18 protein-coding genes are annotated in these 20,154 nt (G+C 72.0%); 6 read left to right on the top strand and 12 right to left on the bottom strand.

The window, feature by feature from the left end; all coding sequences use genetic code 11:
- Positions 1-53: 53 nt before the first annotated feature.
- Positions 54-947 carry a serine hydrolase gene (locus IE272_RS19625; RefSeq protein WP_190007380.1) on the bottom strand — a complete coding sequence of 298 codons (894 nt, stop codon included), beginning with the start codon at positions 945-947 and terminating at the stop codon, positions 54-56.
- A gap of 39 nt (positions 948-986) precedes the next feature.
- Here IE272_RS19625 and IE272_RS19620 point away from each other — a divergent pair, with 39 nt between their 5' ends.
- The gene (locus IE272_RS19620) at positions 987-1,955 is read left to right on the top strand and encodes a LysR family transcriptional regulator (RefSeq protein WP_050357824.1); all 969 of its coding nucleotides are present in this window, start codon (positions 987-989) and stop codon (positions 1,953-1,955) included.
- Between the two features lie 15 nt (positions 1,956-1,970).
- Here the strand turns inward: IE272_RS19620 and IE272_RS19615 are convergent, their stop codons facing one another.
- Complete coding sequence (locus IE272_RS19615) at positions 1,971-3,110, bottom strand: hypothetical protein (protein ID WP_190007379.1); 1,140 nt, start codon at positions 3,108-3,110, stop codon at positions 1,971-1,973.
- A gap of 100 nt (positions 3,111-3,210) precedes the next feature.
- Between IE272_RS19615 and IE272_RS19610 the strand changes: the two genes are divergently transcribed.
- Together IE272_RS19610 and IE272_RS19605 are read left to right on the top strand one after the other, a co-directional pair.
- A complete protein-coding gene (locus IE272_RS19610; RefSeq protein WP_190007378.1) occupies positions 3,211-3,402 on the top strand; it encodes a hypothetical protein in 192 nt (63 codons plus the stop codon).
- 331 nt (positions 3,403-3,733) lie between these two features.
- On the top strand, positions 3,734-4,585 hold the full coding sequence (locus tag IE272_RS19605; protein WP_050357595.1) for an aldo/keto reductase: 852 nt from the start codon (positions 3,734-3,736) through the stop codon (positions 4,583-4,585).
- 53 nt (positions 4,586-4,638) lie between these two features.
- Here the strand turns inward: IE272_RS19605 and IE272_RS19600 are convergent, their stop codons facing one another.
- From IE272_RS19600 to IE272_RS19565, 8 genes are all read right to left on the bottom strand, one after another.
- Positions 4,639-5,547 (bottom strand): class I SAM-dependent methyltransferase, encoded by a 909-nt coding sequence (locus IE272_RS19600; RefSeq protein ID WP_190007442.1) that lies wholly within the window; start codon positions 5,545-5,547, stop codon positions 4,639-4,641.
- Between the two features lie 97 nt (positions 5,548-5,644).
- The gene (locus IE272_RS19595; protein ID WP_056699417.1) at positions 5,645-6,733 is read right to left on the bottom strand and encodes an NAD(P)-dependent alcohol dehydrogenase; all 1,089 of its coding nucleotides are present in this window, start codon (positions 6,731-6,733) and stop codon (positions 5,645-5,647) included.
- A gap of 2 nt (positions 6,734-6,735) precedes the next feature.
- Positions 6,736-8,139 (bottom strand): aldehyde dehydrogenase family protein, encoded by a 1,404-nt coding sequence (locus IE272_RS19590; protein ID WP_190007377.1) that lies wholly within the window; start codon positions 8,137-8,139, stop codon positions 6,736-6,738.
- 8 nt (positions 8,140-8,147) lie between these two features.
- Positions 8,148-8,900 (bottom strand): (5-formylfuran-3-yl)methyl phosphate synthase, encoded by a 753-nt coding sequence (locus IE272_RS19585; protein ID WP_050357591.1) that lies wholly within the window; start codon positions 8,898-8,900, stop codon positions 8,148-8,150.
- 304 nt (positions 8,901-9,204) lie between these two features.
- The gene (gene araD, locus IE272_RS19580; RefSeq protein WP_050357590.1) at positions 9,205-9,918 is read right to left on the bottom strand and encodes an L-ribulose-5-phosphate 4-epimerase AraD; all 714 of its coding nucleotides are present in this window, start codon (positions 9,916-9,918) and stop codon (positions 9,205-9,207) included.
- A gap of 50 nt (positions 9,919-9,968) precedes the next feature.
- A complete protein-coding gene (araA, locus tag IE272_RS19575) occupies positions 9,969-11,477 on the bottom strand; it encodes an L-arabinose isomerase (protein ID WP_190007376.1) in 1,509 nt (502 codons plus the stop codon).
- A 77-nt stretch (positions 11,478-11,554) separates the two neighbouring features.
- The gene (gene araB / locus IE272_RS19570) at positions 11,555-13,267 is read right to left on the bottom strand and encodes a ribulokinase (RefSeq protein WP_190007375.1); all 1,713 of its coding nucleotides are present in this window, start codon (positions 13,265-13,267) and stop codon (positions 11,555-11,557) included.
- 305 nt (positions 13,268-13,572) lie between these two features.
- Complete coding sequence (locus IE272_RS19565; protein WP_050357587.1) at positions 13,573-14,619, bottom strand: LacI family DNA-binding transcriptional regulator; 1,047 nt, start codon at positions 14,617-14,619, stop codon at positions 13,573-13,575.
- 282 nt (positions 14,620-14,901) lie between these two features.
- Here IE272_RS19565 and chvE point away from each other — a divergent pair, with 282 nt between their 5' ends.
- The 3 genes from chvE to mmsB are packed head-to-tail and all read left to right on the top strand — an operon-like array spanning position 14,902 to position 18,879.
- Positions 14,902-16,011 carry a multiple monosaccharide ABC transporter substrate-binding protein gene (chvE, locus tag IE272_RS19560; RefSeq protein WP_190007374.1) on the top strand — a complete coding sequence of 370 codons (1,110 nt, stop codon included), beginning with the start codon at positions 14,902-14,904 and terminating at the stop codon, positions 16,009-16,011.
- Positions 16,008-17,648, top strand: a complete 1,641-nt coding sequence (mmsA, locus tag IE272_RS19555) for a multiple monosaccharide ABC transporter ATP-binding protein (protein WP_373304182.1) — start codon at positions 16,008-16,010, stop codon at positions 17,646-17,648. The genes chvE and mmsA overlap by 4 nt, the downstream gene beginning before the upstream one ends.
- Positions 17,638-18,879, top strand: coding sequence for a multiple monosaccharide ABC transporter permease (gene mmsB, locus IE272_RS19550; protein WP_190007373.1), 1,242 nt, complete (start codon positions 17,638-17,640; stop codon positions 18,877-18,879). Before mmsA ends, mmsB begins: the two co-directional genes overlap by 11 nt.
- An 80-nt stretch (positions 18,880-18,959) precedes the next feature.
- Here the strand turns inward: mmsB and IE272_RS19545 are convergent, their stop codons facing one another.
- Together IE272_RS19545 and IE272_RS19540 are read right to left on the bottom strand one after the other, a co-directional pair.
- Positions 18,960-19,826: an amidohydrolase family protein gene (locus IE272_RS19545; protein ID WP_190007372.1), complete on the bottom strand. Its 867-nt coding sequence runs from the start codon at positions 19,824-19,826 to the stop codon at positions 18,960-18,962.
- Entirely contained in the window at positions 19,823-20,134 is a 312-nt protein-coding gene (locus IE272_RS19540; RefSeq protein ID WP_050357582.1) for an L-rhamnose mutarotase, read from the bottom strand. The genes IE272_RS19545 and IE272_RS19540 overlap by 4 nt, the downstream gene beginning before the upstream one ends.
- Between the last annotated feature and the right edge of the window lie 20 nt (positions 20,135-20,154).

Raw genomic sequence — 20,154 nt, 5'->3', positions numbered from 1 at the left:
CGTCCAAGATCAAAATCTGGGTGTGCTCATACGCGAACGCATATGAGTACACGTCAGAGCCCGCTGCGGCGCAGGTGATCGACGGCGATTCGGGCCGTGGCGCCGATCGCCGCGTCCACCGCCGTGCGCGAGGCGGCCAGTTCGCGCGTACGGGCGAAGACGGCGACCGCGTAGAGGCCGCCGTCGGGATACCGGACGACCCCCGCCTCCATGTGCAGTCCGGGCAGGGTCCCGGTCTTCGCCGCGATCGTCACGTCGTCGGGAAACCCCGACACCAGCCGGTGCCGGAAGGCCTGGCGGGCCATCAGTTCCCGTACCTGGGCGCAGGCTTCCGGCGGACCTGCCTCGTCGCGCCAGACGAGACGCAGCAGTCTGGTGATGTCCCTGGGCGGGCCGGCGTTGGTCCGCAGCGGATCCAGCACGCTCAGGCGCCTCTTGCGATCGTCCGGCAGCGCGGGGTACCGGAGCGCGAACTCCGCCTCGTCACGTGCGCCGACCTCGGCGAGCATCGACTCCAGTACGTCACGGGGGCCACCCACGATGCGTGTCCTGTCGAGCCCGAGCTCCTCGGCGAGAAGCCGCACCGTGTCCAGCCCGACGCGTGCCAGCAGGAGATCCGCCGCCGAGTTGTCGCTCACCGAGACGGCGAAGAACGCCAGATCGCGCAGCGACAGTTCGACGTCGTCCGCACAGCCCGCCGTGCCCCAGCCGCCGAGCCGGTCGGCCGCCGTCACCCGCACCCGCTCACGCGGGTCGAGCTGGCCGGCGGCCACCTGCCGGGCGAACTCCAGGACCAGCAGCACCTTGAAGACCGAGGCGATCACGACCGGCTCGTCGGCGCCGACGGCCACCTCCCCGGCGTCCGGCTCCCCCTCGACGGGGACCGCGTGCAGCAACCCCTCGGCACCCGCCCCCGCGAACATCTCGCGGATCCGTTTCTCGACCATCGGTTCGCCCCTCGCATAAGGTCATTGGTTGTGGATCTCTTGCGCCACCTGCGTATCTTCGTCGCCGTCGCCGACGAGCTGCACTTCAGCCGGGCCGCCGACCGGCTCGGCATGGCCCAGCCACCCCTCAGCCAGGCGGTGCGCAGGCTCGAGAAGGACCTCGGAGCAGCACTGTTCGACCGGTCGCACCGTCAGGTCCGGCTCACCGCCGCCGGCATGGTTCTGCTGGACGAGGCCCATGAACTCCTGGCCCGCGAGAAGCGGTTGCGGACGCTGGCCCGCCGCGCCGGCGACGGCGGCCTGGGCACCCTGCGCGCGGGCGTTCCTCCCGACACCACCGTCTCCACGCTCTCCGCGCTGCTCTCGGCCTGCGCGCGGCACTCCCCGGGCCTGTCCGTCGACCTGCAGGAGATCACCTCCGAGGAACAACTGCGGCTGCTCGCTTCCGGCGGGCTCGACGTCGGCCTCGTCCACCAGCCCGTGGACGCCACCGAACTCAGCCTCGGCCCGGAGGTGTGCGCGGAGCTCGGCGTGGTCCTTCCCCGCACGTCACCGCTGGCCCGGCTGCCCGAGGTGGCGCTCGCCGAACTGTCCGGCCACGATCTCGTCCTCTTCCCCCGCGCACAGGCCCCCGGTTGGTACGACCGGATCCTCGATTCCTGTCGTGCCGAGGGCTTCGTGCCCGGCCGGGTCCGGCACGCGGCCAACCCCGAGTTCCTGCTGGCCCTTGTCCACGCGGGCCACGGGATCGCCTTCGACCAGGGGCCGGTGGCCCGCAAGGAGCCCCGTGTGGTCTGGCGGCCCCTGGCGGGCCGCCCGCTCGCCCGGCGGACGACCGGCGCCTGGCCCTCCGGTCGTTCCGCCCACCCGGCCGCACCGCACTTCGCGGAGCTCGCGGCCGGAGTGCTGGCCCGCGACCGGCCGGCCGCACCGCACCGCGACGCCGGCCCACGGCCCTCGGACGGGCCTCCCCGCCCCTGGTCCGTGGTGTACGAGGAGCGGAGCTGAGGCGGTGCCGCCGGGCTAACCGATGTCCTGTTCGCGTTCACGGTCCGCGGCCTGCCGCAAGGTGCGGTAGCGGTCCAGTGCCGGTGGATCCTGATCCCCGGCCTGTTCGGCTGCGGCGAGTGCGGCGTCGAGCACCCCGTCCATCCAGAGCCCGGGAACCCCTCGCAGGTGCTCGTCACTGACGGCGAACCGACGACGGGCTGTGGCGTCGTCCGGTGTGTGCGTGACGACGAGGAAGCATTCCTTGACGAAATGCCGCCACAGCCCCGCGCGCAACCCCCGCTTGTCGGCGGGCATGACGTTCCGCGTCTCTTCGAGTGTTCTCCACGCGCTCGCGGCATCGCCGGCTCGTCGCTGCAGCCGGCCGAGCGTGAGCAGGTTGAACGCCGTTGCCTCCGGCGGAGCGTCGCTGACCGCGATGACCTCTCGCTGAACCGCCACCGCTTCGGTGAGGAAGCCGAGTTGGGCCAGGTGATGCTGCAACGTGTTGAGCGTTCCCTCGGTGCGTGGCTCGCCCGCCGCCCACGCGGTCATGAACAGACGGGACGCTTCCCGCTCGCCCCGGCCCGCGGCGTGGTGGGCCCACGAGCTGAGGCTCTCCTCGCCCGGGTCGGAAGGGTACAGCGCACGTTGTTCGCCGAGCCACTGCTCCACGGCCGCGTCGGTGTGGCGATCCGCCGTGATGTCGTCCAGAATGCGGCCACGATCGGGGTGGGCGCTCGCGCGCACGGTGTCCATCGCAGCGGCGACGCCACAGGTCAGCAGATGGTAGAGGTGATATCCGAGCGCCGTGTCGAAGCTGATGTTCTTGGCGGACCAGTGCAGCCACAGGTCCTCCGGCTGCCGGTGTTCGGCGACCAGGAAGCCCGCCAGCGTCAGGTCCGATGCCAGGCCCCAGGGGACGATCTCCCGGTAGAACAGGGTCTCCTGCTGGAGGAGAAACCGCAGAAGCGGCAGGTCCTGGGGGCGGCGGTCGTATTGGAGTGCCCACAGAACGCTCCGGCGGGCGGCCTTGCCCCGGTCGATCTCCCGGCCCTCGGCGGTGCGGTCCGCGGAGAAGGCCAGATCGGGCCAGCTCTCCGGTTTCCGCCGAGCCCGTTCGAGATCGCTTCTCGGCGCACGCAGAAGCCGCTCCTGCTCGTCGGAGAAACTCATCGTTCGTCCTTTCGCTCGACCCTCGGATTCCTCTGCCCGGCACCCCGCACCCGGCCCCCGAGCTTTCCGCCCACGCCCGTGAACTGCGAAAATAGTGCCCATGGCATCTCAGCAGCATGGAGGATCGGAACTGGGCCGCTTTCTGCGTGCGCGGCGTACGCCCGGGCTGCGCGGCCAGCGTCTGGGTGTCTTCACAGCCGAGCCGGGCACCCCCGACTACGAGGCGATCGTCGTGCTGGACGGCATGGCCGGACAAGACGCCGGGCACCCCGTCGTGGATGCGACGAGCTGACGCGTACCGGGCGCGGAGCGACGGACGATCGGCCCGCAGGCGCCCGCCGTACGCCGTACGCACGGTCGAGGGGGCCCTGTCGCACCCCCGCAGCGCGTTCCCCCGATCGGCCCGGCCTGCCCGCGCGGCGCGTGCACGGGCACGATGAAGGTCCAGGGGCGGTCCCCGCCCTCCCGCGGCGGGAGCATGCCCGTGCCCCCGTCGCCGCGCGGCTGTCAGGTTGCGGCCGTGCCGACGGAGCGAGGCAATGGCCATGGACGGGCGGGCGGCATCCGCACCGCCGCCGAGGGGCCGACGACATCCCCGCCCCTCGTACGACAAGGAGAAACCCATGCGGAGCATCACCCTGAACAACGGCGTCACCATGCCGATCCTCGGGTTCGGCGTCTACCAGATCCCGCCCGAGCAGACCGAGGAGGCCGTAGCCGAAGCCCTCGCGGCCGGCTACCGGCTCCTCGACACAGCTGCCGCGTACGGGAACGAGGAGGCGGTGGGCCGCGCCATCAGGAGCAGCGGCGTACCGCGCGAGGAACTGTTCGTCACCACCAAGCTGTGGGTGCAGGACGCGCCCGCCCAGGACAACACGCTCCGCGCCTTCGAGACCTCCCTGGACAAGCTCGGTCTCGACCACCTCGACCTGTACCTCATGCACCAGCCGTACGGTGACGTGTACGGGCAGTGGCGCGCCATGGAGGCACTGCACCACGAGGGCCGGGCCAAGGCCATCGGCGTCGCCAACTTCTACCCCGACCGGCTGATCGACCTGATCCTCAACAACGAGATCGTTCCGGCGGTCAACCAGATCGAGACGCACCCGTTCTTCCAGCGCGCCGACTACCAGGAGCTGATGCGTGAGCACGGCGTGCAGACGCAGTCCTGGGGAGGCTTCGCCGAAGGCAGGAACGATCTCTTCACGCAGCCGCTGCTGAGCGAGATCGGCGCCGAGCACCACAAGTCCGTCGCGCAGGTCGTGCTGCGGTGGCTGACCCAACGCGGTGTCGTCGCGATCCCCAAGTCGGTGCGGCCCGAGCGGATGGCCGAGAACATCGACATCTTCGACTTCGAGCTCACCGACGAGCAGATGGCCCGGATCGCGACCCTCGACACCGGGGCCTCCCTCTTCTTCGACCACCACGACCCCGAGATCGTCGCCTGGCTGGCGAAGCGCCGCCTGGACGCCTGACGCGCATCGCGCGTACGGCGAGGTGCGCCGCCTGCGGGGTGCACGGCCGGCGTCTACCGTCGGGGCTTGCCCGCGAAGACCCACCGGTTGCCCGCCAGCGCGTCGTTCCGCTCGGGCCGAGGGCCGCGTCCGTGCAGGCGGGTGAAGTCGAACGGGGTGCGGACCGTGGCTGACCAGCCCTTGCCCGTCAGATTTCCGGCCGAGTCGGGCCGCGGGTTCCGGTCGAACAGGTCCAGCAGGTCGATGCCGATCTGCTGCTTCGTGGAGGTGTAGAGCGGGCTGTCGCGGTACTCCAGCAGGTCCTTGTCGAGCTTGACCTCGAAGGCCAGAGCGCTTCCCCCCACACTCAGCCGGTCCACCGTATCGATGAGGTAGGTCTCGGCGGCGGGCGGCAGATAGAACAGCAGCCCCTCGACCAGCCAGACGCTCGGCGCGGCGGGATCGAAGCCGGCGCCGGGCAGGGCGCCGGCCCAGTCGGCGCGCAGATCCATCGGGACCGGTACGCGTGCCGCCGTCGGGGTGGCCGAAAGACCGCCGAGCACGTGGTGCTTGAACGCCAGGACCTCCTCCCGGTCGATCTCGAAGACCACGCAGCCGGGAGGCCATGCGAGTCGGTACGCACGCGAGTCCAGCCCCGCCCCGAGAAGGACCACCTGGCGGGCGTTCCCCGCGTGCACCGATCGGAGGAGGAAGTCGTCGAGGACCCGTGTCCGCAGCCCGAAGTACCGCGCGAACCGCCCCCACAGCGGGTTCTCGTCCCCGTCCGGAACGTCCCGCGGACGGACCGGCCAGTCCTTGGACACCGGGGCCCCGAGCACGAAGTGCTCCGCGTAGACGTCCTGCGCCAGGCTGTCGGAGCGATGCGTCTCGATGGCCCGTGCCGCGGCGACCAGGAGAGCGGTCGTACCGACCCCTCCCGCCACACCCTCCACACCGTCGTTCCGGTGCGCTGTTTCGACCATGTTTACTCCCTTGGTGGTGATGGGGACGACGGACAGCGAGCAGCGCGGGGGAAGAGCCGCGGAATCCACGTGCTCCTTCCGGAAGGTGCGCGCTGCCCTACGGGATGAGGACCGGCTTCACCACACGGCCCGCGTCGCAGTCGCGTTCCGCCTCGTTGATCTCGGCGAGCGGGTACGTACGGATCAGCTGGTCGAAGGGGAACCGCCCGGCCTGCCACAGCCCGGTCAGCCGGGGGATCAGCAGCGCCGGTACCGCGTCCCCCTCGCAGATGTGGGAGATCTTCCGGCCCCGGTCCAGGGTCCCCGGTTCCAGCGGCAGCGTGGTGCGCAGCCTTGCCACCAGGCCCAGGTGCCCGGTCGGACGCAGCGACCGGAGAGCGTCGTTGATCAACCGGGCGGAACCCGTGGTGTCCAGGGCGTACTGCGCGCCGCCGCCGGTCAGCCGCTGGATGCGGCCGGGAAGACCGGCCGTGGCGGAGTCCAGCGGGACCGCGTGGAACCGCTCGGCCCGGGCCAGCCGTTCGGGGTGCCTGTCGACCGCCACGACGAGGGCCCCGGCGGCGGTGGCCGCCATGACCGCGGCCAGGCCCACCGCCCCGGCGCCGAAGACCGCGACGGTGTCGCCGGGGCCGGCGCCGAAGGAGTGGAGGACCGCCCCGGCGCCGGTGAGGAAGCCGCAGCCGAGCGGGCCGAGCAGTTCGAGGGGAAGGGAGGCGTCGACCCGGACGGCGTTGCGGGCCGGGACCATCGCGTACTCGGCGAACGAGGACTGGCCGAACCACCGGGGCGCCAGCGCCTCCCCGGCCCCGTCGGTGAACCGGGCCGCGTTCTCGGTGCGTCCCCCGAAGAGGTTGAGCGCGGCGAACCGGTCGCAGTAGGCGGGTGACCCGCCCAGGCAGCTCCGGCACCGCCCGCAGAAGTCGAAGCTCAGCACGACATGGTCGCCGGGGCCGAGGCCGGTGTCCGGGCCGCCCGTCTCCACCACCACCCCGGCCCCCTCGTGGCCGAGCACCGCGGGCAGCGGTGAGCGGCCCGCCGAGTGCCGGACGGCGAGGTCGGTCCGGCACAGTCCGCACCCCGCGATCCGGACCAGGATCTCGCCGTCGGCCGGCCCCGCGTTCAGGATCACCTCCTCGACGGCGAACGGGTCCTCGTAACCGCGCAGTACCGCCGCGCCGAACCTCATCGTCAGGCCTCCCGGGGACGGTGGACGACGAACGGCCGCAGGTTCCCGTACAGCCCCCACGGCCCGCCCGCGACTCCGACGCCGCTCTCCTTGATACCGGCGAAGGGCTGGGCGAGGGAGAGTTCGGCGTGGTGGTTGATCCACGCCGTCCCGCACTCCAGCCGGCCGGCGACCGCCTCGGCCCGGTCCAGGTCGGTCCCCCATACCGAGCCGCCGAGACCGAAGCGGGTGGCGTTGGCCGCCTCGACGGCTTCGTCGAGGCTTCCGTACGGCAGCACCGGCAGGACCGGGCCGAACTGCTCCTCCGTCACCACCGGGCTCCCTGGCCGGACATCGGTCAGGACGGTCGGGGCGTAGAAGTAGCCGGGCCGGTCCAGGCGGTGGCCGCCGGCCGCGGCCCGCGCCCCGTCCGCCAGGGCCGTGGCCGTGTACCGCTCCACCCGGGCCAGTTGGGCGGCGTTGTTGAGGGGCCCCAGCTCCGTGGCCCGGTCGAGGCCGGCTCCGACGACCACGCTCTTCGCCCGTTCCGCGAGTGCCTCGACCACCCGGGAGTGGAGCCGGGCCGGGGCGTAGACGCGCTTGACCGCCATGCAGACCTGCCCGCAGTTGCGGAACGCCGCCCAGAACAGCCGGTCCGCGATCCGCTCCACATCCACGTCGTCCAGCAGGACGGCGGCGTCGTTGCCGCCCAGCTCCAGGGTGACCCGGGCGAGGCCGGACGCCGCACCGGCCGCCACGGCCCGCCCGGCGGTGACCGAACCGGTGAACGTCACATGGCGGATCCCCGGGTGCGACGCCAGGCAGGCGCCGAGCGGTTCACGCCCGGTGACGACCGTCAGCACGCCCTCGGGGAGGGCGGCGGACAGGACGTCCCCCAGCAGCCGGGTGGCCAGCGGCGTGAACGGGGAGGGCTTGAGCACCACCGTGTTTCCCGCCGCGAGCGCGGGCGCGAACTTCGCCGAGGCGAGCTGGAGCGGGAAGTTCCACGGGACGATGGCGGCGACGGGCCCGAGCGACCGCCAGCGGACCTCGCTGTGCACCGCCCGGCCGTCCGTGATCGTACAGGGCTCGGGAACGGACGTGGCGAAGTAGCGCAGGCGGGCCGCCGTGCGGGCGATCTCCGCGTACGACTCGGCCAGGGGTTTGCCCTGCTCACGGGTGAGCAGGGGAGCGAGATCCGCCCCGGCCGCCTCCACGGCGTCGGCCGACGCGAACAGGGCGGCGGTGCGGGCGGCGGGGTCGGCCCGCCAGCCCGGCCAGGCCTCGTGGGCGCGGCCCACGACCGCGTCCAGCTCCTTCGCCTGCTGGTCGGGCGCCTCGTCGAAGGCCTCGCCCGTCGCCGGATCGAGGACGGTGAAGTGCTCACCGCGGGGTACGGGGCCGGGGCGGCGCAGCTGCGGTTCCACGCCGGCGGTCAGCTCGCGGCCGGGGTGGCCGCGTGCTCCCGGGCGTGCCGGTCCATCTCCGCGCGGAAGGCGGCCACCAACCGGGGCCGGATCCGCCCGGTGTTGCGGTCGCCCCCCTCGCAGACCGCCCCGCGCACGCCCACGATGTCCGTCCCGATGCGGGTCAGCGTGGCGAGGTCCGCCGTCTTGACGCTGCCCGCGAGAGCGGCGAGCAGACCGGCCCCGTGGGCCAGCCGCACGAACTCCGCGCACGCCTCGGGCGACACATGGTCGAACAGCCGGGTCCCGTCCTTGATCGCGGTGTCGAGCATGGCCGCGTCGGAGCCCGAGCGGCGGGCGATGTCGGGCAGCGCGAGCGGGTTGACGCAGCCGATCCGGTGCGCGTCGGCGTAGCCCGAGGCCACGACGAAAGCGTCGGGCCGGAAGTCCTTCACGGCCCGGACGACCCCCCGCATGACGTCGATGGCCTGGTCGGGCGTCGTGCACCCGTAGAGACCGACCTTGATGTAGGTGGCGCCGGAGACAGCCGCGCCGAGCGCCGCCTGGGCCACCGTGCCGGGCTTGTACGGCACGTCCCCGACCGTCGCGGAGACCGGCTTGTCCGCCGGGACCGCTCCGCGGATCTCCCTGATGACCCAGGGGTAGTTCGCACCGAGTGACCCCTCGTCGGGCTTCTTGACGTCGACGATGTCGAGGTGTTCCGCAGCCTTCGCGCACGCGAGAGCTTCCTCGACACCGTCCGGGGAGATGAGAAGCAGCAACGTGGATTCCTTCCACCGCGTGGTCACCCGCAAAACGGCGGGTGCGCGGATTCGACGGGATCTTGTGCGGTCGGCTCATCCTCGCCGCGCCTCGGGGCCCTCGGCAGGGCGCGTGGGATGGCGAACGGTGCACTGCTCCGCCGTACTCACGCCCCCTGCGACGCGCCGTTCACCTCGACCTCCGCCAGATCACGTACGGGCCGAATCCCCGCACGTACGGGCCGAATTCCCGCATGTGAGAGGTGAATTCCCGTACGTACGGGGCCGAATCCCCACACGTCGGTGGCGCCCCCCCCCGAGCGCGTCACATGGCCCCGGGGTTGCCGTAGTAGGCGTCCGCGCCGTGTTTACGGGTGAAGTGGCGGTCCAACAGGTGCTGGGGCGGCCGCACGGCCCCCAGGGAGAGCGTGTGCAGCGCCATCTCCGCGACGGCCTCGCAGATGACGGCGTGCTCCAGCGAGGCATGGGCGTCCGCGCCCCAGGTGAACGGGCCGTGGTGGGCCACGAGAGCGGCGGGCACGGTCCGGGCGCGCTCGTCGTCGCCCTCGAGCAGCTCCACGATGACCTGTCCGGTGTTGAACTCGTAGTCGACCGCGCACTGTTCGGGGGTGAGCGGCTCGGTGACCGGCACCGGGCCGTCGAAGGTGTCCGCGTGCGTGGTGCCGAGCACCGGGATCGGGCGGCGGGCCTGGGCGAAGGCCACGGCGTGCGGGGAGTGGGTGTGGGTGATGCCGCCCATCGACGGGAAGGCCCGGTACAGACTCCGGTGCGTCTCGGTGTCCGTCGAGGGGCGCAGACCCCCCTCGACCACCCGGCCGTCCTCCAGCGCGACGACGACGAGGTGCTCCTCGCGGAGCCGGTCGTAGGGCACCCCCGAGGGCTTGATGACGAACACCCCGGCCTCCCGGTCCACCCCGCTCACGTTGCCCCAGGTCAGGGTGGCCAGGCCCGACCGGGGGATGCGCAGGTTGGCGGAGAGGACCTCGTCGCGCAGGGAGGCGAAAGCGGAGCGGGACATGGAGGGGCCTCCTGGCGGGGGTGGGGGAGCGGTCGCCCGGGCGGGGGCGCTCACAGGGCGTCGGCCAGCCGGTGGTAGGCCTGGTTCCAGCGGAGCTCCTGGGCGAACCGGCGTACGGTCGTGTCCGCGTCGATGAAGGCGAGCTCCATGGCGAGCATGTCGGCCAGGTCCTCGAACTCCTCGCGGCCCAGGGCCGTGGAGAGCACCGTGTGGTGCGGTGCGCCGGCGGTCAGCCACGCCTCGGCGGAGGTCCGCAGGTCGGGCTCCGGGCGCCAGACCGCGCGGGCCACGGGCAGCATGGGCAGCGGTTCGGGCGGGCCCACGACGTCGATCCGGTTGGCGACCAGCCGGAAACGGGAGCCCATGTCGGCCAGCCCCACCACGACTCCGGGTGCCGGGGCCGCGTCGAACACCAGGCGGACCGGGTCCTCACGGCCGCCGATGCTCAGCGGGTGGATCTCGCAGGAGGGCGTCGTGGCGGCGAGGGACGGGCACACCTCCAGCATGTGGGCCCCCAGGATGAGGCCGCTGTCCGGAGCGAGGTCGTAGGTGTAGTCCTCCATGAAGGAGGTGCCCCCCGGCAGCCCGAGCGCCATGGCCTTCGTGGCGCGCAGCAGCGCCGAGGTCTTCCAGTCGCCCTCGCCCCCGAAGCCGTAACCGTCGGCCATCAGGCGCTGGACCGCCAGGCCGGGCAACTGCCGCAGGCCGCCCAGGTCTTCGAAGTTGGTGGTGAAGGCGCCGAAGCCCCCGGCGGTGAGGAAGCCGCGCAGTCCGGCCTCGATGCGGGCCGCGTACCGCAGGGACGCGTGGCGTTCTCCGCCCGGACGCAGCTCGGCAGCCAGCGCGTAGCTGTCCGCGTACTCCCGGGTGAGGGCCAGGACGGTGGCGTCGTCCACGGCGTCCACGGCTTCCACCAACTCGTTGACGCCGTAGGTGTTGACGGACGTGCCGAACCTGAACTGGGCCTCGACCTTGTCCCCTTCGGTGACCGCGACGTCCCGCATGTTGTCCCCGAAGCGGGCGAGGCGCAGTCGCGCGAACTCGGCCCGGCCGACGGCGGCACGCGTCCAGGCGGCGATGCGGTCGGCCACGTCGGGCGAGGAGACGTGCCCCGCCACGGTCTTGCGGGCGACGCCCAGGCGGGACTGGATATGGCCGAACTCGCGGTCCCCGTGGGCCGCTTGGTTCAGATTCATGAAGTCCATGTCGATCGTGGACCAGGGGAGTCCGCGATGCGCCTGGGTGTGGAGGTGAAGGAGCGGCTTCCGCAGGGAACCGAGGCCGCTGATCCACATCTTGGCGGGGGAGAAGGTGTGCATCCAGGCGATGAGACCGATGCAGCGGTCGTCCGCCTCGGCGTCCAGACACATGCGACGGATCGCGTCCGCCTCGGTCAGGACGGGCTTCCACACGATCCGTGCGGCCGGCCCGGCATCGGCGCCGATCGTCTCGCATATCTGCTGTGACTGGGCGGCCACCTGGGCGAGGGTGTCCTCGCCGTAGAGCGACTGGCTGCCCGTCAGGAACCACACTTCGCTGTCGGTGGGGGCGAGGGGCATGGCGGGGTGCTCCTTTGTCGGGGTACGGGGTACGGGGTGCGGGCGCGGGGTGCGGTGAGCTGCGGAGTGCGCCGGGGTCAGTGCGCCGGCCGGGCGGCCCTGACCCGGTTGCGGAGTCTGCGCAGCCGGTGCAGCAGAAGGTCGTCGCCGGAGCCGAAGTGGTCGTGCAGTGCGCGGTATTCGGCGAAGAGGAGGTCGTAGACGTCGGCGTTGTCCGGGTCCGGCAGATACGCGTTCCGCTCGACGCTTCCCATCCGGGAGGCGGCCGCGCGTACGTCCGGGTAGGCTCCGGCCGCCACCGCCGCGTGGATGGCCGACCCGAGGGCGGGGCCCTGGTCGGAGGTGGCGAGCGACACGGGGCGGCGCAGGACGTCGGCGTAGATCTGCATGAGCAGCGGATTCTTCGTGAGCCCGCCGGCCGCGATGAACTCGGTGACGGGCACCCCGTGTTCCTCCAGCGCCTCGACGATGACCCGGGTGCCGAAGGCGGTCGCCTCCAGCAGGGCGCGGTAGACGTCCTCGGGGCGGGTGTCGAGCGTGAGGCCCACCAGCACGCCGGAGAGGTGGTGGTCGACGAGCGTGGAGCGGTTGCCGTTCATCCAGTCCAGCGCGACCAGACCGTGGGCGCCGACCGGCTGCCGGGCGCTGAGCCCGGTCAGGTGCTCGTGCAGGTCCTCGCCGGCCGCTTCGGCGGCGGCGCGGTAGTCGTCGGGAACGCCCTGACGCAGCCACCAGGCGAAGATGTCGCCCACCCCGCTCTGCCCCGCCTCGTAGCCGTACGCGCCCGCCACGATGCCCCCGTCGACCACACCGCAGATCCCGGGGACGTCGGCCGACTCCGCGCTGTTGACGACGTGGCAGGTGGAGGTCCCCATGATGGCGAGCAGACGGCCGTTCTCCACCGCCCCGGCGGCGGGGGCCGTGACGTGGGCGTCGACGTTGCCCACCGCGACCGGTGTGCCCGGCCTGAGCCCGGTCAGGGCCGCCGCCTCGGCGGTCACGGTTCCGGCGCGGGAACCGAGGGGAAGCAGCGGGTGTTCGAGCCGGGTGGCGGGGAAGTCCGCGAAGTCCGGGTGGAGTCCGGCGAGATACGCGGGCGAGGGATAGGCGCCGTCCTGGTGGAGGCCCTTGTAGCCGGCGGTGCAGGAGTTGCGCGACTCGGAGCCGGTCAGCTGCCAGACGATCCAGTCGGCCGCCTCGATCCAGCGGTCGCAGGCGGCGTACACCTGCGGATCCTCCTCCAGCACCTGGAGCGCCTTCGCGTACTGCCACTCCGCGGAGATCCGGCCGCCGTACCGCCTGATCCAGGGCTCGCCGCGCTGGTGCGCCAGGGCGTTGACGCGGTCGGCCTGGTCCTGGGCGGCGTGGTGCTTCCAGAGCTTCGGCCACGCGTGGGGGCGGTCCGCCCAGGCGGGCTGTTCGGCCAGCGGGACGCCGTCCGCGGTCGTCGGCAGCACCGTGCAGGAGGTGAAGTCGGTGCCGATGGCGATGACCCGGGCGGGATCGACGCCGGCCGCCGCGAGCGCGTCCGGTACGGCGGTGCGGAGCGCCTCCCGCCAGTCACGCGGGTCCTGGAGAGCCCAGTCGGGGGGCAACGGGGTGTCCGAGCCCGGCAGGCTCCGGTCGATGACGCCGTTGCGGTAGGTGTGCACGGCGGATCCCAGTTCCGCACCGTCGCGGACGCGGACCACCACGGCACGGGCGGAGAGCGTGCCGAAGTCGACGCCGACGGTGCAGGCGTCGGGCGCGTGGTCGAGTGGGCTGACGGGGGGATCGGGCTGAGGGGTCACGAGCGGGACTCTCTGCTGCGGGAGTGGGTGCGGGGAGCTTCACCGCCCCTGATTGTTAGCGCTAACAATCGGTTGGGGCAAGAGGGCGCGCTTCTCGTGTGCCTCGGGTGCTCCTCGTCCACCGCGCGATTCCCGGCTTCCGGCCCGGGGTCGCGGGGCGTCGCCGAGGCGCCTGTCCGGGCGGCGCGACGGGCGGTGCGACGGGCCCGGCCGGGCGAGCCCGAGGGGCCGGCCGGGCGAGCCCGAGGGGCTGGAATCGGCCACCGGGCAGGGGTGGGTCCGGCCGTCCCCGCCGAGGGCCCGCCTCAGGCGCCGTCCTGCGACCGGGTGCTCGCCCGGACGATGAGCTGCGGCTCCACCACGATGTGCTCCACGCCGGTCGCGGTGCCCTCGATGTGCTCCAGCAGCAACTGGATGCTCCTGCGGCCGATGGCCGTGAAGTCCTGGCGCACGGTGGTCAGCGGGGGAGGGAAGAACCCCGCCTCGGGGATGTCGTCGAAGCCCGCGACGGCCACCTGCCGCGGGGTGCGGATGCCCGCCTCCCGGAGCGCGCGCAGGACCCCCAGCGCCATCTGGTCGTTGGCGACGAACGCCGCCGTCACCGGGGTCGAGCCGCGCCGTGCCAGGGTCAGCCCCGCCAGTTCCTGCCCCGCGTGGTAGCCGGACAGGGGGCTCCAGTCGCCCCGCAGCACGCGCGGCGGGCGGATCCCGTGCTCCTCCAGGACGGCGCGCCAGCCCTCGGTGCGCGCGGCGCTCTCCAGCCAGTCCTCGGGGCCGGCCACGTGCCAGACGGTCTCGTGGCCGGCGGCGAGGAGGTGCTCGGTGACGAGGCGGGCGCCCAGCTCCTGGTCGAGGGAGACGCCGGGGATGTCGAGCCCGTGGCTGCCCTCCACCGTGACGACGGGGAAGGGCGGCGTGAGCCGTGCCAGGGCCCGCACGCTGGAACGCTGGGGGGTGATCGCGACCGCGCCCTCGACGCCCCAGGCCGCCAGGTGGTCGAGCGCGTCCTCCAGGGCGTGACCGCCGCCGCTGCGCAGGGTGACGGTCGAGACCAGGTACCCCTCGTCGCGGGCGGCCTCCTGGAGTCCGGCGAGCGTGCTCGCGGGACCGTAGAGCGTCGGGTCCACCGCGATCACGCCGAGCGTCCGCGAACGCCGGGTGACCAGCGCGCGGGCCGCGGAGTTGCGGCGGTAGCCGAGCCGTTCGATCGCGGCCGTCACCTGCTCCCGGGTGGTGGCCCGGACGTTGGGGTGGCCGCTGAGCACACGGGAGACGGTCTGGTGCGAGACCCCCGCCTCCCGGGCGACGTCCGCCATCGTTGGTGGGCGGAGGGCCTCCGTGGGGCGGGTCATGCCTTGCTTCCTCCGGACGACGGCCGCGGCCCGGCCGCGGGACGCTCCGCGAGGGCGACGGGCCCACCTCGAATTCGAGAAACAGCTTAACGCCTCTTGCCCCCGACATGTGTGAGCGCTAACAATCCAGTGGCTGGTGGGCGGTTCCCCTGTCGACGGCGCCCGCGCCGTGGCGGAGGCGTGCCCGCCTGCCGTCGACCACGAAGCCGCCCCCGAGCCGTTCCGAACCACCCCCGAGGCGCCCCAACGCCGCCCCAACGACGGGAATGCCAGGTAACGACCATGACGAATCGACGAGCCGCTCTACCGATCCTCGCCGTCACGACCGCGTGCGCCCTGCTGCTGACCGCCTGCGGTCAGAACAGCGAGGGCGGAAGCCGCGAGAAGTCCGGCGAGGGTGCCAGGACCATCGGCATCGCGATGCCGACCAAGTCGTCGGAGCGCTGGATAGCCGACGGCCGGAACATGACGACGAGCCTGAAGAAGGCCGATTTCCGGACCACGCTCCAGTACGGAGAGGACGACCCCGACCAGCAGGTCTCCCAGATCGAGAACATGATCACCCAGGGGGTGGACGCCCTGGTCATCGCCGCGATCAACGGCGAGGCCCTCTCCAACGTCCTCCAGCAGGCCGCCGACGCCGACATCCCCGTCATCTCCTACGACCGGCTGATCCTCGGCTCTCCCCACGTCGACTACTACGCCTCGTTCGACAACGAGAAGGTCGGGGAGCTCCAGGCGGGCTACATCGTCGACAAGCTCGCCCTGAAGGAGCAGCCGGACAAGGGTCCCTTCAACATCGAGCTGTTCGCGGGGTCGAACGACGACAACAACACCAAGTACTTCTTCAACGGCGCCATGAAGGTGCTCAAGCCCTACATCGACGACAAGCGCCTCGTCGTCCGCTCCGGGCAGACCCGCCTCAACCAGGTCACCACGCTGCGCTGGGACGGCGGCACCGCCCAGCGCCGGATGGACGACCTGCTCACCTCCACGTACTCCGCCGACCGGGTCGACGCGGTCCTCTCGCCGTACGACGGCATCTCCATCGGCATCCTGTCGGCCCTCAAGTCCGACGACTACGGCAGCGCCGCCAAGCCCCTGCCGGTGGTCACCGGGCAGGACGCGGAGGCCGCGTCGGTGAAGTCGATCATCGCGGGCGAGCAGACCCAGACCGTCTACAAGGACACCCGCGCACTCGCCCAGGTGGCGTCCGACATGGTCGGAGCGGTCCTGGACGGGAAGAAGCCCGAGACCAACGACACCACGACGTACGACAACGGGAAGAAGGTCGTCCCCGCCCACCTGCTGCCGCCGGTCAGCGTGGACAGGAGCAACTACCGCGCCGTACTGGTGGAATCCGGCTATCTGAAGGCCGAGGACCTGCGGTGACGGGCGAAGCCCCGGCGCCCGGCGGAGCACCGGAAGGGGACGCGCCCGGCGACCTCGTGCTCGACATGCGGTCCATCGGCAAGGCGTTCCCCGGTGTGAAGGCGCTGAGCGGGGTGAACCTGCGCGTCGGACGCGGCGAGGTCCACGCGCTGTGCGGCGAGAACGGCGCGGGCAAGTCCACGCTGATGAAGGTCCTCTCCGGCGTTCATCCGTACGGCAGTTACGAAGGAGAGATCCGCTACGAGGGCGAGGAGTGCCGGTTCCGCGACATCCGCGCCAGCGAGCGGCGCGGCATCGTGATCATCCACCAGGAGCTGGCCCTGGTGCCCCAGCTCTCGATCGCCGAGAACATCTTCCTGGGCCACGAGTCCGCCCGGCGCGGAGTCATCGCCTGGCCGGAGACGCTGCGCCGGGCCGCCGGACTCCTGCGCCGGGTGGGGCTGGACGAGCACCCCCGGACCCGGGTCGCCGACATCGGCGTCAGCAAGCAGCAACTGGTCGAGATCGCCAAGGCGCTGGCCAAGGACGTCGGACTGCTCATCCTCGACGAGCCGACCGCCGCGCTGAACGACGAGGACAGTGCCCAACTCCTTGAATTGATACGAGAGTTGAAGAGCCAGGGCATCACCTCGATCATCATCTCGCACAAGCTCAACGAGATCGCGAGGGTCGCCGACTCCGTCACCATCCTCCGCGACGGCCGCACCGTGGAGACCCTCGACCTCGGCGCACCGGAGACCACGGAGGAGCGCATCATCCGAGGCATGGTGGGCCGGAGCCTCGACAACCGCTTCCCCGACCGGACCCCCCGCACGACCCCGCCCGCTCCCGCACCGGCCCTGGAGATCCGCGACTGGACCGTGGGCCACCCCGTCGACCACCAGCGGAAGGTGGTCGACGGGGTGTCGCTACGGGTGGAGCGCGGCGAGATCGTGGGCATCGCCGGGCTGATGGGCGCCGGCCGTACGGAACTCGCCATGAGCGTCTTCGGCCGTTCCTACGGGAGATACCTCTCCGGAACGGTGCTCCGCGACGGGACCGAGACACGCACCCGCACCGTTCCGGAGGCCGTCGAGGCGGGTATCGCCTATGTGACGGAGGACCGCAAGCACTACGGCCTGAACCTCCAGGACTCCGTCACCAGGAACATCTCCCTCGCCTCACTGCCCCGGCTGGCCCGGCGCGGCGTGGTCGACAGCCACCGGGAACGCGTCCTCGCCGAGGGCTTCCGCCGCACCATGAAAATCCGGGCCCGCAATGTCCTGGAACAGGTGGGGCGGCTGTCCGGCGGGAACCAGCAGAAGGTCGTCCTGGCCAAGTGGATCCTCGCCGGGCCCGAGGTCCTCATCCTGGACGAACCGACCAGAGGCGTCGACGTCGGCGCCAAATACGAGATCTACACGGTGATCGACCGGCTCGCCGCCGAAGGCAGAGCGGTCCTGATGATCTCGTCCGAGCTGCCCGAACTCCTGGGCATGTGCGACCGCGTCTACACCATGGCGGCCGGCCGGGTCACCGGCGAGAGCTCCCGCGCCGAAGCCGACCAGGAGCTGCTGATGCGGTACATGACGCACGACACCGCCGTCCCCGCGCCCCGGCACCCCGCACCCCACGAAGGACTCCCCGATGAGCACTGACCTCGGCCCGACCCCTCCGGCCGCGACCGACGGCGGCCGACGACGGGGCGCCGCACCCGCGGTGACACGTCTGCTGGTGGACAGCGTCCGGAGCAACACCCGGCAGTACGGGATGCTGTTCGCGCTGGGACTCATCGTGCTGCTCTTCCAGATTTGGACGGGCGGCGACCTGCTCCTGCCACGCAACGTCTCCAATCTCGTCCTGCAGAACAGCTACATCCTCATTCTCGCCATCGGCATGATGATCGTCATCATCTCCGGGCACATCGACCTCTCCGTGGGATCGCTGACAGCCCTGGTCGGGGCGGTCGCGGCGGTGCTGATGGTGGAGCACCACCTCTCCTGGCCCCTCGCCGTGGTGGTGACCCTGCTCATCGGCGCGGCCGCGGGGGCGCTCCAGGGCTTCTTCATCGCGTACGTCGGCATACCGTCGTTCATCGTCACCCTGGCCGGCATGCTGCTGTTCCGGGGACTGACCGAGATCTTTCTGCGGGGACAGACCCTGGGCCCCTTCCCCGAAGGACTGCAGAAGGTCGCGAACGGCTTCCTGCCGGAGGTCGGCCCCGTCACCAACTACCACAACCTGACCCTGCTGCTCGGTATCGGCGTGATCGCCCTGGTGGTCAACCAGGAGGTCCGCAACCGCGGCCGGCAGGCGGAGTTCGACCTGGCGCCCCTGCCGAAGAACCTGTTCGTCCTGAAACTCGTCGCCCTGGTCGCCGCCATCACGGCCGCCACGCTCCTGCTCGCCAGCTACAAGGGCGCGCCCGTCGTCCTGCTCGTCCTCGCCGTTCTGCTGGTCTGCTTCGGCTACGTGATGCGCAACGTGGTGGTGGGGCGGCACGTCTACGCCATCGGCGGCAACCTCCCCGCGGCCAAGCTGTCGGGCGTCAAGGACCGCAAGGTGACCTTCGCGGTCTTCCTGAACATGGGGATGCTGGCGGCCCTGGCCGGACTGGTGTTCGCGGCGCGCTTCAACGCGGCCTCGCCCAAGGCGGGCATCAACTTCGAACTGGAGGCCATCGCCGCGGCCTTCATCGGAGGGGCGTCGATGAGCGGCGGCGTCGGGACGGTGCTGGGCGCCGTCATCGGCGGCCTGGTCCTCGGAGTCCTCAACAACGGGATGAACCTGGTCGGCATCGGCACCGACTGGCAGCAGGTGATCAAAGGTCTGGCGCTCCTCGCGGCGGTCGGCTTCGACGTCTGGAACAAGCGCAGGGCCGGCGCCTGAGGTCCGCGGCCACCCCGCCCGACGGCCACCCCGGGCCGGCACCCTCCGGACCGTGCCTCCGTCCGCACGCCGACGCCGCGTCACACCCCCGGCGGCGTCAGCCCGTACGTGTCCACGGCCGTGCCGCCGAACACGGCCGCCCGCTCCGACGGGCTCAGCGCCCCGGTCAGCAGCCGGGCCGTCGCGAGGACACGCCCGTAGGAGGCCGCGAGTGTGCAGACGGGCCAGTCGGAGCCGAACATCAGCCGGTACGGGCCGAACGCGTCGAGCAGCACGTCGGCGTACGGGCGCAGGTCCTCCACGGTCCAGGTCCGCCAGTCGGCCTCGGTGACCAGGCCCGAGAGCTTGCACACGGTGTTGGGCAGCGCCGCGAAGGCGCGCAGCCCGGCCGCCCAGGGTTCGAGCTCCCCCGAGGCTACGGGCGGCTTCGCCGCGTGGTCGAGGACGAAGGTCAGCTCCGGCAGCGCCGCCGCGGCGGAGACCGCCGCCGGCAACTGGTGGGGGAGGATCACCAGTTCGTGGACGAGACCGGCCTCGGCCACCGCCGCGAGGCCGCGCCCCACATCGGGTCGCAGCAGCCACCCGGGGTCCGGCTCCGACTGGACCTGGTGCCGGATCCCCACCAGCCGGTCCCCGCCCGGCAGCCGGACCAGCGCGGCCAGGGCGTCCGCGACGCCGGGAGCCGTCAGGTCCGTCCAGCCCACCACCCCGGCGACCGTCCCGCTGCCGTGCGCCACCGCCAGCATCTCCGGGGTCTCCTCGGCCACGGTCACGGTCTGCACGAGCACGGTGGCCGTCACCCCGGCCGCGTCGGTCTCGGCCCGCAGGTCGTCCTCGGCGAAGGTCCGGCGCAGCGGGGCGAGCGCGGGACCGGTGATCCAGTCCTGGTCGCGCACGGAGAGGTCCCACAGGTGCTGGTGGGCGTCGACGAGGAGGGGCCCGCTCACAGCTGCCACACCACCGGCAGGCCCGCGTCGGCGCCCGCGCCGGAGTAGTCGTGCACGACCTCCAGGAGGTCGGCCATGCGGGCCTGCCACTCCACGTTGACCGGCAGCTCCTCCAGGTGGGCCAGGAGCCGTGCGTAGTCCTCGCAGTCCAGCAGGTGGAAGAGGTCCGTGCCGCTGCGCCAGATCGTCCAGGACGTGCAGCCGGCCTCCCGTATCGCCCGGGTCAGTTCGGGCGGCACCTCGCGGTGTGCCTGCTCGTACGCGGCGACACGGTCCGCGCGGACCCGGGTGTGCAGGGCGATTCTCAACGGTCTGCTCCAGAGGTGTC

This window comes from Streptomyces anulatus (assembly GCF_014650675.1).
Taxonomy (GTDB): domain Bacteria; phylum Actinomycetota; class Actinomycetes; order Streptomycetales; family Streptomycetaceae; genus Streptomyces; species Streptomyces anulatus.
This window is presented reverse-complemented; position numbering and strand designations above follow the sequence as displayed.

Excerpts from the sequence above, each read along its gene's own strand:
- IE272_RS19625 (WP_190007380.1), bottom strand. The coding sequence starts at position 947 with ATGGTCGAGAAACGGATCCGCGAGATGTTCGCGGGGGCGGGTGCCGAG.
- IE272_RS19615 (WP_190007379.1), bottom strand. The coding sequence starts at position 3,110 with ATGAGTTTCTCCGACGAGCAGGAGCGGCTTCTGCGTGCGCCGAGAAGC.
- IE272_RS19610 (WP_190007378.1), top strand. The coding sequence starts at position 3,211 with ATGGCATCTCAGCAGCATGGAGGATCGGAACTGGGCCGCTTTCTGCGT.
- IE272_RS19605 (WP_050357595.1), top strand. The coding sequence starts at position 3,734 with ATGCGGAGCATCACCCTGAACAACGGCGTCACCATGCCGATCCTCGGG.
- IE272_RS19600 (WP_190007442.1), bottom strand. The coding sequence starts at position 5,547 with ATGGTCGAAACAGCGCACCGGAACGACGGTGTGGAGGGTGTGGCGGGA.
- IE272_RS19595 (WP_056699417.1), bottom strand. The coding sequence starts at position 6,733 with ATGAGGTTCGGCGCGGCGGTACTGCGCGGTTACGAGGACCCGTTCGCC.
- araD (WP_050357590.1), bottom strand. The coding sequence starts at position 9,918 with ATGTCCCGCTCCGCTTTCGCCTCCCTGCGCGACGAGGTCCTCTCCGCC.
- araA (WP_190007376.1), bottom strand. The coding sequence starts at position 11,477 with ATGCCCCTCGCCCCCACCGACAGCGAAGTGTGGTTCCTGACGGGCAGC.
- IE272_RS19565 (WP_050357587.1), bottom strand. The coding sequence starts at position 14,619 with ATGACCCGCCCCACGGAGGCCCTCCGCCCACCAACGATGGCGGACGTC.
- chvE (WP_190007374.1), top strand. The coding sequence starts at position 14,902 with ATGACGAATCGACGAGCCGCTCTACCGATCCTCGCCGTCACGACCGCG.
- mmsB (WP_190007373.1), top strand. The coding sequence starts at position 17,638 with ATGAGCACTGACCTCGGCCCGACCCCTCCGGCCGCGACCGACGGCGGC.